Annotated in this window: 16 protein-coding genes and 1 pseudogene; 16 read left to right on the top strand and 1 reads right to left on the bottom strand. The window is 31.1% G+C overall.

The features are described 5' to 3' along the window. Window positions 1-473 precede the first annotated feature (473 nt). From FS935_RS01625 to FS935_RS01590, 9 genes and pseudogenes are all read left to right on the top strand, one after another. Entirely contained in the window at window positions 474-1409 is a 936-nt protein-coding gene (locus FS935_RS01625) for an ABC transporter ATP-binding protein (RefSeq protein ID WP_146945778.1), read from the top strand. Beyond that, window positions 1406-2362, top strand: a complete 957-nt coding sequence (locus tag FS935_RS01620) for a DUF2705 family protein (protein WP_146945777.1) — start codon at window positions 1406-1408, stop codon at window positions 2360-2362. Before FS935_RS01625 ends, FS935_RS01620 begins: the two co-directional genes overlap by 4 nt. A 223-nt stretch (window positions 2363-2585) precedes the next feature. Then, complete coding sequence (locus FS935_RS01615) at window positions 2586-2888, top strand: hypothetical protein (protein ID WP_146945776.1); 303 nt, start codon at window positions 2586-2588, stop codon at window positions 2886-2888. Window positions 2889-2953: 65 nt separating this feature from the next. Further along, the gene (locus FS935_RS23560) at window positions 2954-3115 is read left to right on the top strand and encodes a hypothetical protein (RefSeq protein ID WP_168714452.1); all 162 of its coding nucleotides are present in this window, start codon (window positions 2954-2956) and stop codon (window positions 3113-3115) included. A gap of 164 nt (window positions 3116-3279) precedes the next feature. Continuing rightward, window positions 3280-3600: pseudogene (locus FS935_RS01610) on the top strand (DUF3997 domain-containing protein); the annotation flags it as partial. 157 nt (window positions 3601-3757) lie between these two features. Further along, the gene (locus tag FS935_RS01605; protein WP_158638500.1) at window positions 3758-4309 is read left to right on the top strand and encodes a GNAT family N-acetyltransferase; all 552 of its coding nucleotides are present in this window, start codon (window positions 3758-3760) and stop codon (window positions 4307-4309) included. Window positions 4310-4357: 48 nt separating this feature from the next. Continuing rightward, window positions 4358-5062, top strand: coding sequence for a hypothetical protein (locus tag FS935_RS01600; protein ID WP_146945773.1), 705 nt, complete (start codon window positions 4358-4360; stop codon window positions 5060-5062). 889 nt (window positions 5063-5951) lie between these two features. Then, entirely contained in the window at window positions 5952-6992 is a 1041-nt protein-coding gene (locus tag FS935_RS01595; RefSeq protein WP_146945772.1) for a serine hydrolase domain-containing protein, read from the top strand. A gap of 37 nt (window positions 6993-7029) precedes the next feature. Continuing rightward, window positions 7030-7317 (top strand): hypothetical protein, encoded by a 288-nt coding sequence (locus tag FS935_RS01590; protein WP_146945771.1) that lies wholly within the window; start codon window positions 7030-7032, stop codon window positions 7315-7317. Between the two features lie 326 nt (window positions 7318-7643). On the opposite strand, the gene FS935_RS01585 is transcribed toward FS935_RS01590, so the two are convergent. Further along, window positions 7644-8804, bottom strand: a complete 1161-nt coding sequence (locus tag FS935_RS01585; RefSeq protein WP_240050783.1) for a GerAB/ArcD/ProY family transporter — start codon at window positions 8802-8804, stop codon at window positions 7644-7646. Window positions 8805-8969: 165 nt separating this feature from the next. Here FS935_RS01585 and FS935_RS01580 point away from each other — a divergent pair, with 165 nt between their 5' ends. From FS935_RS01580 to FS935_RS01550, 7 genes are all read left to right on the top strand, one after another. Then, window positions 8970-10553 (top strand): spore germination protein, encoded by a 1584-nt coding sequence (locus tag FS935_RS01580; RefSeq protein ID WP_146945770.1) that lies wholly within the window; start codon window positions 8970-8972, stop codon window positions 10551-10553. Window positions 10554-10573: 20 nt separating this feature from the next. Beyond that, on the top strand, window positions 10574-11782 hold the full coding sequence (locus FS935_RS01575; protein WP_146945769.1) for a Ger(x)C family spore germination protein: 1209 nt from the start codon (window positions 10574-10576) through the stop codon (window positions 11780-11782). A 6-nt stretch (window positions 11783-11788) separates the two neighbouring features. Continuing rightward, on the top strand, window positions 11789-12022 hold the full coding sequence (locus FS935_RS01570) for a hypothetical protein (RefSeq protein WP_146945768.1): 234 nt from the start codon (window positions 11789-11791) through the stop codon (window positions 12020-12022). 42 nt (window positions 12023-12064) lie between these two features. Beyond that, the gene (locus FS935_RS01565) at window positions 12065-13192 is read left to right on the top strand and encodes a GerAB/ArcD/ProY family transporter (protein WP_275669550.1); all 1128 of its coding nucleotides are present in this window, start codon (window positions 12065-12067) and stop codon (window positions 13190-13192) included. Between the two features lie 293 nt (window positions 13193-13485). After that, a complete protein-coding gene (locus tag FS935_RS01560; protein ID WP_146945766.1) occupies window positions 13486-13851 on the top strand; it encodes a hypothetical protein in 366 nt (121 codons plus the stop codon). 215 nt (window positions 13852-14066) lie between these two features. Further along, a complete protein-coding gene (locus tag FS935_RS01555) occupies window positions 14067-14489 on the top strand; it encodes a GNAT family N-acetyltransferase (protein WP_146945765.1) in 423 nt (140 codons plus the stop codon). Between the two features lie 113 nt (window positions 14490-14602). Next, complete coding sequence (locus tag FS935_RS01550; RefSeq protein ID WP_146945764.1) at window positions 14603-15418, top strand: lipid II flippase Amj family protein; 816 nt, start codon at window positions 14603-14605, stop codon at window positions 15416-15418. The last annotated feature ends 255 nt before the right edge of the window (window positions 15419-15673 follow it).

Here is a 15673-nt window from a genome sequence, read left to right as displayed (position 1 = left end):
GATGATGGTACATTAAAAAACACGTTGTCTGGTGAGATTGATAGCACTTTAAGCTTTGTATTTAGGAACATAAAAAAATTTATCTTCGATTTTTTAAAATTATCATCGATTCTTTGAATTTATCATCGATTTTTTGAAATTATCTTCGATTTTTCTGATTTATCATCGATTCTTCAAAAATCGACAAATCACTCTTCACTAGACTTTAACCCTTTACCAGACTGAGGGACAGTCCCCACACATCGCAAGAGTTATCCAGAAATAATTTTAAGGGTTGGAAATTTATAGTTGGTATGGTAATATTACCCTTGTGGTTTTAGGGAATACTGTGTGGCCAAACTATTAATCTACTAGTTTGATATTTGACCAATATTGTAGAACATAGTAGAAATGAAAAAGTTACGATAATAAAAAGATAAATAAGTGAAGATGGAATAAAAGCATTTAAATAAACTAGAGGTAGGTATGTATTTATGTCTGAAGCTGTTTTAAAAGTACAATCCTTAACTAAAAAAATAGGGAAAACTGTCGTTGTTAATAATGTGGATTTTACGATTAAAAAAAATGAGATTTTTGGTCTTCTTGGTCCGAATGGAGCTGGGAAAACGACGATTATTCGGATGATTACTGGTCTAATTAATCGTACAGGTGGATCAGTCATGATAAATGGGTTTGATCTTGATAAAGATTTTGAAAAAGCAATGAGTCAATTAGGGGCAATTGTAGAAAATCCTGAATTCTATAAATATATGACAGGTAGAAAAAACCTTCTTCACTATGCTCGTATGTCATCAAGTAAGATTTCCCCTGAACGAATAGATGAAGTGGTGAAATTAGTAAAATTAGATCATGCCATTGACAAAAAAGTAAAAACCTACTCATTAGGTATGCGTCAAAGACTTGGTGTGGCACAAGCAATATTACATAAACCAGCTTTATTAATTTTTGATGAACCAACAAATGGACTAGATCCTCAAGGAATTCGTGAATTTCGAGATCATTTAAAATTATTAGCTAGTGAAGGAGTAGGTATTTTAATTTCTTCACATCTTTTATCAGAAATGCAATTAATGTGTGATCGATTTGCCATTATTGAAAAAGGTCATCTCATTTATGATGAAGAAAATTCTAAAGCGGAAGAAATAGTCGATGCGATCAATGAAGTTGTTTTTACTGTTAGTGATGTAGAAACAGCAGTGAACATTCTTAAAGAAGAATTCACTACGTCTCCAATTTTGAAACAAGATCAGCATATAATTACTTTGTCAGCAACACGTGAAGAAACAGCTGCTATAAACAGTTCATTCATAAAAAATAATATAGCTGTTTATGAAATAAACGTTACGAAAAAGTCACTCGAAGATAAATTCTTTGAAATAACTGAGCAAGAAATGAGGAAGTCAGTATGATCTCTTTACTAAAAAATGAATGGATGAAAATATTCCAAAAGGTGTCTACCTATTTATTCATCGTCTTTATATTAATCGCAGTAATCGGAACGGCATTTATTGAAATGAAGATAAATGGTGAAAATACAAATGAAAACTGGAAAGAAGAATTAACGACAAATATACAAGAAAATGAGAAAGCATTAAAAGATGAAAATATTGATGAAGAAGAAAAAACAATGCTGATGGAGAATATTGCCTACAATACACAACTTTTAGATGCTAATATGAATCCTAATTTAAGTACAAACTGGACATATATGGCAGATTGGACAACTCTTTTAACATCGTTTATTACATTATTCGTTGTAATTGTATGCAGTTCCTCGGTATCGTCTGAGTTTGCAGATGGAACAATTAAACAATTACTTATTAGACCTTATAAGAGATGGAAAATATTATTATCTAAATATATTGTTTCTGTTATATATGCAGGGTTATTAATTCTCATATTACTAGCATCAAGCTTTTTAATAGGTACATTGCTCTTTGGTAATGGTGCTTATACTGATAAAATTATTGATCCAGCATCCTTTGAATTTACACCTATCATAGTTGGAGATTATGTAGTTAATATGTTTGTTTATTGGATCCCTGGATTCTTGGTTATTACAACATTAGCGTTTATGTTAAGCACTTTATTTAAAAATCAATCAATTGCAGTTGGTGTATCTATATTTATCTTATTTGCATCATCTACTTTAAATTTACTTATCCAATCATTTGTTGAAAAAAACCAATGGTTGAAATTTATATTATTTCCGCATCTTGATCTTAGAGGCTATATTTCTGAATCACTGCCATTGTTTGAAGGAGCAACACTTGGGTTTTCACTAACAATATTATCTGTTTACTTTATCATTTTCTTAACATTAACATTTTACTTTTTTCAAAAGAAAGATGTTTCTTATTAAAGATAGTAAAGTATTATTTAAAATCTCACTCTCATAAAAGAAAATCCCTTTGGATGGTCAACACAAATCTAAAGGGATTGTTTTTTGTTTAAATCTTAGACTAAAGATTTAGTAGATTATGTTAAAATTAGGCGTGAGTTTTAAGTTGGTTTACATTAACGATGCAAATTAATGTCTATATCTATATTTTATGATTGTAAAGAATTTTGAATGGAGCTTTTAAATGAACTGGTTGAAATTTAGTGGTTATCAACTCATATTATTTATCATTATTTTATTTCTTAACTATTTTGCAGATTCCTACATGGGTAGTCCATTTACTCTTGATGATTTATTGGTCATTTGTATAAGTATTCCTTTAGTACTTTTAATTGCAAGTATAATTGGGAATTTATATAAAAATTTCAAAACAAGACTGCGTGTAAAGTTACTTCTATCGACCTCAGCTTTTGTATTAGCAGTTATCATTTTGGTTTCTATAGAGAATATTTGGTACGAAATCTTTGGGAAGTGGTTATTTAACTAAATCAAGTCTGTTTTTACTAGTTTTGTATAATAGTTAAGTAGAATAAAATTGTGTGGAGGATTGTCATGTACAAAACAATTGCTTTGTCAATTATAGGAATAGTGATGTTGATGTCAGGTATATATTTATCAACTCATTGGATTGTTATCGGTATATTATTAAGTATTCTTGGGGGATTTATAATGGGAAGTAGTAGTTACTTTTTAACAAAAAATCAACATAAATAACTAATTTAGAATGCCTAAAATATGATAATAAACTATGGGTAAAATGGTGAGTTGAAGGTGAAAAAACGAACGATTTATTATTTTATACTTTTACCATTACTGTTACTTATACTAACAGGTTGTCCAGGAATCTCAGATTACAATGTTGACCTGAATTTTCTGTTGTAAGAACATCAGCTGATCAAGTTTTTATAGCACCTAAAGAAAATGAAAACATGTGGGGAAGCTATGTTATTCCACCTAAAGTAACTGAAGTGGCTTGGGATGATCATTATATACTAGCAAAGCAATTTCGATTAAAGAATGACCCGGAAGGCGAAAATGATATACAAATTGTTAACAAAAGTGAAAGTTATTATTGGATTTTAAAATGTGATTCTAGAGAAGTGTACGGTCCTTATAATAAAGCAATGTTTATCGAAAAAAAGCAAGAGTTAGGTATTTCTGAAGAATTAGTTTTGAGGAAAATTGAAGAGATAAGGTAATCGGTTTTGAAGTAAATACTCTTTTCTAAATGATTGTTTCTATTTAACCTTATACTTTCTGCAGTGCTGTTTTCTTCATATGTCTAGACGTAACAAAGTTTACGATACCAGCTTTGGTAAAAATACTTATATTTTTAAGAAGTTAGGAGTAATCTTGATGAACATTAAAACAGTTTGTTCTTGGAATGATGAAATCTGGCATGATGTTAGTCCGATTTATTTCGAGGCATTTGGAGATAAGGGTGCAAAGCCGATTAAAGTAATAAAAAATATGCTAAATCAAAGTCTCGCTGAGCTTCATGTGGGATACAACCATTCTGAAGCGGTAGGTATGGCACTTACAGGGAAACTATCATCTAATCGTATTATGATCATTGATTATTTAGCGATAACAGGGAACAAACGTGGTCAAGGACTTGGTAAACAATTTGTTCAATACCTTAGAGATAGAGCTAGTGCTGAGGGGTTTCATAAATTAATTGTTGAAACTGAGGCAGCAGAAACAGAAGAAAATAAAAAACGTATCCATTTTTGGAGATCGTGTGGTTTTTTGATAACCGAGTATATTCATCATTACATTTGGGTACTGGAAACCTACCATGCTATGTATATACCACTCATTACAAATTCGAAAAAAGTTACTGGTGAGGAGTTATTTGTGTATTTTAATACATTTCACCGGCTATCATTTCGTGAAGCAAGAAATTAGAAGTATTAGCGTGTTTTAAAATGATATTTATGATCGAGGTGAAATGTCATGCTTGAGCTACTATTACTATTTGTTTTGTTACTATTTACAGCACTAGCTCGATACCTTATATATGGTGCATTTGAGCCATTATCGTTTACTATGATTTTTTTACTTCCAATTGCTGCGGTAGTTATGTTTCTTATTAGTAAAAAATTAGCGGATAAAGAACGTTCCTATTTTCCTAAAGACATTGCTGGCTGGTCTTTTTATAGTTTGCAAAAATCATTGCTCATTAAAAAGCCACTTTATGAGGCAACAGTCAAAAGAGGGTACATAAAACGATATTTTCCACAGAAATGGCAATATGTTTTTGGTGATATTTTCGGTGAAAATTGGTATTTATGTTTAGATATCGAAATTGATCAAACTAATTATGATGTTCGTTGGTACCGTGAAAAAAGGCTATCTAATCAAGATCAGTGGAAGATTTATAAAAATGGAAAACAAATCGGGAATGCAACTACACAAATTAACGTTACTAACACAACAAAATTAAAAGAAGCAATTACATATAAATTTAATGAAATAGAATACTCCTCATCTGCATCAACTCTTACTTCTAAGATTTCATTAACTAATAACGAAGAATTATTTGCAACTTTAAAACAGAACAATTTGATGAGTAATGTTAAAGTAATCGATAGTAAACAATCAAATCAAGAACATATTGTCGCTTTAATTTTACATTCTTATTATTTTAAGAATAAATAGAATGATAGATGAATTCAAATACTTTACCTGCTTAGAGTTAATAATGAGTACTTTCGCGGATTGAAGAGAATTTTCTATCAAATAATAGTATTAAATACTGTAATCAATATATGTTAAAATTGGTAATAGTGAATATTAGAAATAAGTTTATTCCATAAACTTTGCAGTTATTTAAAAAGTTTTAGCGGAGGCTGATCTGCCCTACAGGATGCTCGCTTTCCGCGGGGAAGATATTTAAAAGCCAAATTACCGGCTTTTTCAATGAACGATTTTCCCTTGGAAAGTGCGGTGAGCTTCTCCCGCAGGAGTTTCGCACCTTTCGCTACAATCAACCTAAAAGTTTAGTACATTAAAAACTATAAAAATAACATTTTAGATATGAGACAATGTTCAAATTTGTAAATTAGGAGGTATTCCAAAATCAAAATTTATCACTTGAAATACTCTTTCTATATAATAGCCTTACTCTTCATAATTTTTCTGACATTTATCCCACTGATATCAGATTTGACTATTGTTAGTCCAATTCTTTCAAAGACCTTAGTGATCATCCCGTTTTTATTAGTGATTCTCGGAAAGCTGATAACAATCAGGGAAAGGATGAATAGCAATGATAAAGTCACAAAGGATGTAGGGATTAGTCTTGGTTTAACAATCGCATTAGTTTTATTTCTTCTTTCATAAGTCTTAGCCAGTTCTTCAACTATTCCAACTCTTAATTGTTACATTAAAAATTTTGGGTTCTGCAGTTTTTTAAGCTTTAAGGTGATATTTTAAGAAGATGATATCAGGTATTTTTCATACCTGGTCTTTTTTTTATTTCCAAATACATACAAAAGAACATACATTCGTGTTATAATTTATCTATCAATTGAGATAGGGGAAGAAAATGTACATTAAAAATATCAATATTGAGTCTCGAATGAAACATTATAATGTTAGCGGTCTAAGTATCGCTACAATTGAAAACAGTCAAATTACAGGTGCAGAAAGCTATGGATTATTAGAGGTGGAAAGTGATCAAAAAGTCACTGAACATTCCATTTTTAGTGCATGTTCCATTAGCAAATTTTTAACAGGAATAGTAGTAATTAAGTTAGTTGAGGAAGAACTTCTCAATTTAGATGAAAATGTAAATGAAAAACTGGTAGGTTGGAAAGTGGTTGATAATGAATATACAAAAAGTAAAAAAGTAACGTTAAGAAATTTACTTAGTCATCAATCTGGAATTTTGGACCCTGAAGGAAGTTTTTCTAAAAAGAATTCATATGAAGATATACCCTCAATGGTTGAGTTATTATCAGGAAAAACACCTTATTGTAAGATTAGAATTGACGTAGGGTATGAGCCGGAAAGCGATTTTCATTACTCTGATGCTGGTTTTTGTATTATTCAGCAACTAATTGAAGATGTGACAAAGAAACCTTTTTATCTAGTAGTGAATGAGCTAATTTTCATTCCATTAAAAATGGAAAGCAGCTATTTAAACACAACAAAAATAGTAGAAATAAATAAAAAGAACTTCTCTTGTGGACATAACAAAAAGGGTGAAGTGGTAGATGGGAAATATCCTATTTATCCTTATCCGGCAGCTTCAGGATTATGGACCACTTCTTTAGATTTAGCTAAGCTAGTACTCGAACTCATGAATGCTTTAAAAGGGAAAAGTGACATTGGTATATCAGAGAGTCTAGCAAAAGAGTTAATCACAGCTCAAAATAATAAAAGCTGGACTGGACTAGGTGTGTTTCTAGAAGGATCAGATAAAAAATTAGAAATTTCTTCTTTGGGTTGGGGAGTAGGGTTCCAATGTATGATGTTTGCTAATCCATATTTAGGTAGAGGTGCCGTTATTATGACAAATTCAGAATTAGGAGTTCATCAATTGGAGGGGATTATAGGAGAGATATATAGGTCACTTATTTTATAAATAGTGTCTAATTAGAAATAAAAGGGGGAATTTTTCCTTGGATACATCAATCTTAAATATCTTCATTTCATTTTTGTTACCACTAATCATCATTGTAGCATCCGTATACTGGACAATGAAAATTTCATATTCAAAAAAGTTTCTACCAACTATTATACTTATTGTTTTGGCTATTTTAGTTTTTATCTTACCATTACTTCTTGCTTTCTTTAATGTGATTGACGGTGGTTTCAGTGTCGGAATTATAAGTGTATATTTCTCTTTTTCACTGATATTTGGTTGTTTGATTAACTTTATTGTTATATTAGCTATTAAGAAAAAATAAGTCTGTTTAAAGTTTATTACCGATAGACTTTTAAAGAAACTAAATATCGATGATAAAGCGTTAAAAACAATTAACGGTTTGACAATACCAATAACTAGCTGGATAGTTTTTAGAATGTTTGTAAATGGCTCTTTTCTGAAAGATTGTTGCTTTGTAACCAAAATATACAGTAGAAACAGTGTATTTTCGCATATAAAGCTACTATTTATGAAGAAAAGATGCCACTAGACTTAATACTGTGCTGATTTCTCGTATATTTAAAAGCAACAAGGTTTGCGAAAATAGCCTTGTATATTTGAAGAATTTCTGACAGCTTAAGAAACAAGTTAAAAACTATTTGACTTTTTCCTAATAAAAGTTATTAAAACCAATAACAATGGCAAGAACACACCAATAGTTAAGTCATAAAAAGGCCAGATTGAACTCATCTCGCTTATGTATACGATGTTTGGTGAAATACTAATCGACAGGACAACCATAATCATTCCGAGCGGATATACAAATGGTCGGTAATCTTTAAGATTTAATACTTGAGCTAAACCAAGACAGGTAAAATAAAAATAAATCGTAATTCTAAGGAATATCGTAATAAACCAAATACCTGCAAGGATCACTTCTACTCTTGAAAAAAAAGCGCCAACATTAATTTTCTTCGCTAATGAATAACCAGGATACATATATCTTGATGTCTGTTCATATCCGAGAACAAGTATCGTTAAGGTTGTAAAGAGAACTAAAATAAGACCTCCAATTAAAGCTCCCCCAAAAAAGTACTTCTTTATTCTAGCTTTTTCATTGATGTAGGGTAAAAACATCATAAATATAACAAGTTCAACAAAAGGGTAGGTGATGAATGTTAACGAAGCACGAGCAACGGGTTTAAAGCCATCTTCTAAAACTGGCTGAACATTTTCGAAATTGATTTGAGGAATTAAAGATATTACAAGAATGAAGAATAGCAGAAATACATATGGATATAAAATTTCTAAACATCGTGCAATATTTTCCAAACCAAGTCGGGTCGCCATAATGACAATTAGTGCAAATAAAATATGTATAGCCTCAATAGGTGTGTCGGGTAATATTTCAGTTGTTAAAAAATCTCCAACTTCTCTTAAAGCAACCGCTGCATATAAAAAAGAATAAGATAAATAGAATAATGAAATCAAACTTCCGATAACCTTTCCCATCACCTTTTTATTGTATTCAATTATGGTTAAATTAGGATAAAGTTTACTTACACCATATATGAAATAAACAATAATCATTCCAATAAATAAACTAAAAATAGCCGCTATCCATGCATCTTTTTTTGCTTCTGCTGCGATGATAGATGGTAAGATTAAAATGGCATCTCCGACAATATAAATAATAAGTAATACAGTAAATTGGTGAATACTAATTTGTTGCCTTCTATAATCCATCACTTTCTCCTTAACGATATTTTCCATACCATCTATTGCTGAAACTATGAATAAATTTATCATTACCCCAAACGTATACTTTAATTCTTAATTAGGTCTGAGCATGTATTAATTTCTTGAAATTCTATTTAAATGTAGTTAGTAAGAATAATCTTGTTATTAAAACAAACAATAAAATTATATATAGCAAATATTGGTCTTTTAGATGAAAGAGTAAGGTGAGAGTTGATGCAACTTTTTAAAAGTTTTTTTAAAAAGGCAGAAAAAGATTATAAATCATTGGTTACAGATAATAAGGAAGAAACCATAAAAAATTCACTGTATTCTTCTTTAGAAAAAAATATAGAGTTAATTAATGAAGCGCTAGGTGAAAGTGATGATGTGATCATCAGAAAGGTAAAAGTAGGGCAAGAAGGAAATATATCATCTGGAATAATATATATTGATGGTCTTGTTGATACCCAACAAATAAATGAATTTATAATAGAAACTTTAATGTTTGATTTTCACAATGATGCACTCCATACATCTAAGAGTGATCTGTTAGGTTCTATTAAAGATTCAGCTGTTGCAGTAGGGAGTATTAAAGATCTAGAGGATTATGAGAACTTGTATTCGTCTTTATTTTCCGGACATGTTATTATCCTGATCGACGGAGTTACCAAGGGGCTCACTATAGGGATAAGTGGTGGGAATGATAGAAGCGTCACAGAACCTACTCAAGAATCTGTCGTAAGAGGACCTAAGGAAGGCTTTACGGAAACATTACGAACGAATACCGCATTGATTCGTCGTAAAATCAATAGTCCAGATCTTTGGATAGAAACAAAAAAAATTGGAAGAGTTACACAAACACCTGTATCAATTATGTATATTAATGGGATTGTTAATGAAAAGGTCTTAAAAGAAGTAAGAGAACGCCTTAGTCAAATAAAAATTGATGGGATCTTGGAAAGTAATTATATTGAAGAATCTATTCAAGATAAAACATTTTCTCCATTTCCTACGATGTATAATACCGAAAGACCTGATGTTGTTTCAGCAGGACTTTTGGAAGGTCGTGTAGCGATTTTAGTAAATGGAACACCTTTTGTCCTTTTAGTTCCTTCACTATTTATTGAGTTCTTTCATGCTGCTGAAGACCATTACGAACGGTGGGATTTTAGTACACTTATACGATTTCTCCGAATCATATGCTTTTTCATTGCTTTATTAGCTCCATCTTTTTTTGTCGCGATCACTACTTACCATCAAGAAATGATACCAACTCCACTTCTTATTAGTTTAGCTTCACAGAGGGAAGGTGTTCCTTTTCCTGCTTTTGTGGAAGCGATCTTAATGGAAGTAACCTTTGAGATTTTGAGAGAAGGTGGCATAAGAATGCCTAAGTCAGTTGGTCAAGCGATTTCAATAGTTGGTACGTTAGTTATTGGAACTGCAGCTGTTGAAGCAGGTTTCATATCTGCTGCAATGATTATAGTTGTGGCGATAACAGCCATTGCTAGTTTTGTTATCCCAGCTCACAATATGAGTATTTCTATAAGAATGCTCCGATTTTTATTTATGGGACTTGCTGCATCCTTTGGATTATTTGGGATTACAGCAGCTTTTATTGCACTAATTTTACATTTATGTAGTTTGCGTTCATTTGGGATTCCATATATGAGTCCTTTCGGGCCATTTATTCTTCAAGATCAAAAGGATTCACTATTGCGTTTTCCACATTGGGGCTTAAAAACACGCCCGCGTTTGATTAGTGAACAAAACGTAAAGCGGAATCAAAGTCCTTCTCCAAAACCGCCAGATAAATAAAAAAAGGTGGAGTCTGCTATATGACTAGAAAATCGATCACACTCGTTATAATAAGTATCTTAGTTTTGTTTAGTTCAGGCTGCTGGAATCGTCGTGAATTAAACGAACTTGCAATAAGTGTAGGCGAGGGAATAGACAGGGATAATGAAGGGAAATATCAGATTTCTACACAAATTGTCATACCTGGTGAAATCGCTTCAAAGACAAGCGGTGCTGCCTCGGGTTTACCGGTAAGAATATTTACTGCAACTGAAGATACAGTTTTTGAAGCAATGCGCGAGTTAACAACAAAAAGTCCAAGACCAATATACCATTCTCATCTACGTGTTCTCGTAATAGGAGAATCTCTAGCTAAAGAAGGTATAGGTGAAGTGTTAGATATGTTTTCAAGAGATCATGAATATCGAAGTGATTTTTATATTGTTATCGCGAAAGATACTAGCGCTGAAAATATTTTATCCATATTAACATCAATTGAGAAAATACCAGCAAATAATATGGTATCCTCTCTTGAAACTTCTGAAAAGACATGGGCACCTACTGCTGCTATTACGTTAGATAAATTAATACAGGATTTGGTAACTGAAGGGAAAAATCCTGTATTAACAGGTATAGAGATTATAGGCGATCCTGCTGCTGGTCAAACACAAAAAAACTTAGAAATAATTAAGCCGACAGCTTACTTAAAATATTCAGGATTGGCTGTTTTTAAAAGTGATAAAATGTTGGGTTGGCTAGATCAAGATGAAAGTAAAGGATATAACTTTATTATGAATAACGTAAAAAATACAGTAACAGATGTTAATTGTCCAAAAGAAGGAAAATTTAATTTCGAGATTGTAAAGTCAAAAACCGAAGTGACGGCAAAGGTCGAAAATAGTACACCCAAGATCGAAATCCATATAAAGTCTGAAGGAAATGTTGGGGAAGTACAATGTGACATTGATTTAACAAAACAAAAAACAATTGAAGAATTAGAGAAATCAGTAGAAGAAGATTTGATTAATCTTGTGGAAAAGACTATTAATAATGTAAAAGAAGATTTTAGTACAGATGTATTTGGGTTCGGTGATGCTATTCATAGAGCTAATGCAGAAGCTTGGGAAAAACTAAAAAGTGACTGGAATGATAAACATTTTACTGACCTTGAAATCAATGTGAAAGCAGATATAAAGATTCGTCGATTAGGAAAGATCGGGAATTCTATAACATCTGAAATAAAGGAGTAAGGCTTTGTGTGGATGATGATAGGCATTATTTCGGTAGGATTAGTAATAGTAATGGCTGAAGTACCTAGTCTTATTAGAAAGCAAGAGAAAAAACAACTATGGGTGTTCGCTATCCTATTGATTTTGGGAGTAGGTTTAAGTATAGCTAAAACCTTAAACGTACATATACCTAACCCTTTAGAAGCACTGATATTCTTTTATCAGCCAATAAGCGATGTCGTCATGACTTGGTTAAGTTAGGTAGCATATTTTTTTGTGAAATGAATTTTTTTCAAAAACGATGTGAAGAAGGGATGTTACATAAATACGTATAAAATAAGCTCAAAGCAGTTGTTTATACTAATTTTCCTTTTTGAAATTGGTAGTTCTATTGTTGTAGGTCTAGGATTTAGTGCAAAGCAAGATGCTTGGTTAGCAATCTTATTAGCATTAATAGGAGGAATCATTCTTTTTATTATCTATTTCTTATTATTTAAACAAAATGCAAATAAAACACTATCCGAATACTTAGAAGATATATTAGGTAAGTACATCGGGAAAGTTGTTGCCGTTTTTTATAGTTTGTATTTCCTTTATATAGCAGGAAGGGTATTACGTGATTTTGGTGACTTAATCATCACTACTGCACTTGATAACACGCCTTTAGTAATCGTCAATTTAGTCATTGTTTTACTAGTGATGTACAGCTATTACTTGGGTTTAGAAGTCATTGCAAGAGCAGCGAGTATATTTTCTATTATCTTACTATTATTGGCGTTATTCTTCTTTATATTTGCTTTTATCGATCAACTACCGAAAGTTGAAAATCTCCTTCCTGTTTTAGAAAAAGGGTGGGAACCTGTTTTAAAAGCAGCCTTTCCATTAACATTAACATTTCCCTTTGGAGAAATCATCGTTTTTACTATGATATTTCCATTTTTAAATCGTCAGGATCAGGTTTTTAAAGTAGGTTTAGCTTCTTTAATATTCAGTGGAACGCTTTTAATGCTAACTATGACAGTTATTCTAAGTATATTAGGACCTACAGTAGGAGGCACAGCACAGTTCCCTTTAATGGATGCAATAGAAAAAGTGAATATAGCTAATTTTATCCAACGGTTAGATCCCATTGCTCTAGGCATTCTTATAATCGGTATCTATTTTAAGACCACTATTTTTTATTTTGGTGCTTTGTACGGTCTTGAAAAGATATTTAAAATAAAAAAACAAAAACGAATATATTTATTAGTCATTACAGGTGCGGGGCTACTTGCGAGTTCAATTTTTATGGCTGAAGGGCTAACAGAACATCTACGTATAGGGCTAGAAATTGTTCCTTTATATTTACATATACCACTACAAGTTTGTATTCCTGTAATTCTTATTGTTCTAAGTACTTTTAAATACAAGATGAAACTCAAAAGTACATGATTAATAGTTTTTTTATTATGTAAAAATAAAAGTTTAGGTGAGATGAGAAGTTAACTTAACCTTTATAAATTGAAAATTAAATTTAAAACTTGAAGCAATATTTGAACAGGCACGAATTTATTAGTCGTGCCTGTTTTTATGTAGACATTTAGTGTGAATTTTAGTTTGATGCTAATTTATTCCAAAAAAGGTGTTGCTTTATTGTAATGTTTTAATTAAAGTAATATTTAAAATATTTGTTTATAACAACTTTTATAAAAAATCATAATTAAACATTAAGAAAGGAGATTGACATGGCTCTCCACCATAATGACCTTTATATTATTACGAAAGATTCTTTACGCTATAAATCATTATATAAACAATACATACTGCTATTAGATTCATTAGAACGACTAGATAAAAAACAAGATTTAACTACAATTAAAAACTTTCTTATATATTTAACTCTACATACTAATATCAGAAAAATACATAGAGTAGAAAAAAAGCATTTGATATTATTTGCAAGAGAAGAAATTCATAGAAGCAAAGATCAATCATCAGAGGAAATTTTTAGAGAGTTAATAAAATCATTAACAATTATAAAAAGCCTACACAATTTTAATATTGATGTTTCTTTAAAAAACTTCACATTTTGGTGTGAAGTTTTAAAATGATGCCGGAAATTTTTACGATTAACTAAGTTTGAGGGTTCAAAAGTCACATTATCTCCTAAGGTCATTTATCCCCAAGAGCATTATGATGCGATCCTTTTTATCAGAAATGTTAGTTCTCCTGGTTATTTAACAAGATTTTCTAGTGAATAAGTTTAAATTACAAGATTTCATAACAAGAGATCACTTAAATTCAATAATGAATAGGGAGCATACCTTTGAAGAATGTAACTAAAGCTCAAATAGACGATTTAGAAAAGTTAGTAAATATAGACAGAGCGGTTATTGGAGATGATAGAAGACGAGATTATATTAAAGACGCTATCGAAGCAGAAACATGTATAGTTGTAAAAGAAGAGGAACAAATAGTTGGATTTTTATTATATGACACTAGCTTCTTTGGATGTTCTTTTATTTCGTTAATCATAGTTTTGCCAAATAAAAGACTGAAGGGATATGCTAGCTCAATGATTGAGTATATGGTATCCCATTCACCAACAAAGAAAGTATTTTCTTCTACTAATCAATCGAATGTTAAAATGCAAAAAGTATTTATAAAAAATGGGTTTATTCAAAGTGGCAAAATTGAAAATTTAGATGAAGGAGATCCGGAGATCATTTATTATAAAATTTCTTTATAATAGATAATTACTAGATATCATGTAATACAGCTCAATTAATTAGATTTAAGAACAAGAAGAGAAATTATGGTAAAATAAGGGTAATAAATACACGAGGAAAAGAAGGATACCTAGTGGAGTTTTTAACTGAAAAATTATTATTTATAGGATTATTTATTTTTATCATTCATTCGATCGAAACACTTGCCTATGCGGTGAGGCTATCAGGTGCGAGAGTGAAAATGATTGCGTCTGCTTTATCTTTATTTAATATAATGGTTATTGTGTCAAGGCTAGCAAATATGATGCAGCAGCCTTTTACTGGTAGTTTAATTGATACTGCTCCATCAGAAAATGCCTTGGAGTTTGTAGAAACACAATATCGAATTCTTATTGGTGCATCAACAATCGGAACAGTTTTTGGTACCATTTTGTTTCCTACCTTTATCGCTCTATTTTCTCGGGCAATTATTCATTTATCTGAGGAAAAAGGCTCTGTTCCCTTTTTAATGAAAAGGTTATTCTCTTTTCAATACATAAAGCGTAGCATAACACATTTTAGTTTACCTAAGTTTTCATATTTGCGTGATACAAAGGCTAAGGATATTCCAGTTAGTTTGTTTTGTATAAATATGCTTATAACCGCAATCTATACAATCGGAGTTTTATCAGCACTATATGCTTCATTATTAGCACCTGATAGAGCATCAACGGCCATTATGGCATCAGGCTTAATAAATGGCATAGCCACAATACTTTTGGTGGTCTTTATTGATCCGAAAATTTCTGTTATAGCAGATGATGTTGTAAATAAAAGGGGAAGTTACAATAAGCTAAAAAGTATGTCTATTATGATGGTCACTTCGAGGTTGTTAGGAACATTACTTGCTCAATTGTTGTTTTTATGGGGAGCAAGATATATAGCGTGGTTCACAAAGTTCATGGTTTAATCGTTATTCTGTAAAAAGAAAGTGATTGGGAACAATAGACTAAGGTGAGGACCTTATAAATAATTACTCGATACAGTTAGTAAATCTGATAGGTCTGTATCGAGCAAAACTGTAATTATATTTAAAACAATCAAGCACTATCACTCAACAAGGATAGTGCTTTTTATCATTTCATAAACCTGAAAATTATCTAAGAAAGATGTTGATTAGGTAAATAAAATAAAGGATCTAATCGAATCTCTTTTTGGGATATTG

The organism is Metabacillus litoralis (genome assembly GCF_007994985.1).
Taxonomy (GTDB): Bacteria; Bacillota; Bacilli; order Bacillales; family Bacillaceae; genus Metabacillus; species Metabacillus litoralis.
This window is presented reverse-complemented; position numbering and strand designations above follow the sequence as displayed.

Bases quoted from the DNA above. Each gene is read 5' to 3' on its own strand.
- FS935_RS01625 (WP_146945778.1), top strand. From the start codon at position 474: ATGTCTGAAGCTGTTTTAAAAGTACAATCCTTAACTAAAAAAATAGGG.
- FS935_RS01620 (WP_146945777.1), top strand. From the start codon at position 1,406: ATGATCTCTTTACTAAAAAATGAATGGATGAAAATATTCCAAAAGGTG.
- FS935_RS01615 (WP_146945776.1), top strand. From the start codon at position 2,586: ATGAACTGGTTGAAATTTAGTGGTTATCAACTCATATTATTTATCATT.
- FS935_RS23560 (WP_168714452.1), top strand. From the start codon at position 2,954: ATGTACAAAACAATTGCTTTGTCAATTATAGGAATAGTGATGTTGATG.
- FS935_RS01605 (WP_158638500.1), top strand. From the start codon at position 3,758: ATGAACATTAAAACAGTTTGTTCTTGGAATGATGAAATCTGGCATGAT.
- FS935_RS01600 (WP_146945773.1), top strand. From the start codon at position 4,358: ATGCTTGAGCTACTATTACTATTTGTTTTGTTACTATTTACAGCACTA.
- FS935_RS01595 (WP_146945772.1), top strand. From the start codon at position 5,952: ATGTACATTAAAAATATCAATATTGAGTCTCGAATGAAACATTATAAT.
- FS935_RS01585 (WP_240050783.1), bottom strand. From the start codon at position 8,804: ATGATAAATTTATTCATAGTTTCAGCAATAGATGGTATGGAAAATATC.
- FS935_RS01580 (WP_146945770.1), top strand. From the start codon at position 8,970: ATGCAACTTTTTAAAAGTTTTTTTAAAAAGGCAGAAAAAGATTATAAA.
- FS935_RS01575 (WP_146945769.1), top strand. From the start codon at position 10,574: ATGACTAGAAAATCGATCACACTCGTTATAATAAGTATCTTAGTTTTG.
- FS935_RS01560 (WP_146945766.1), top strand. From the start codon at position 13,486: ATGGCTCTCCACCATAATGACCTTTATATTATTACGAAAGATTCTTTA.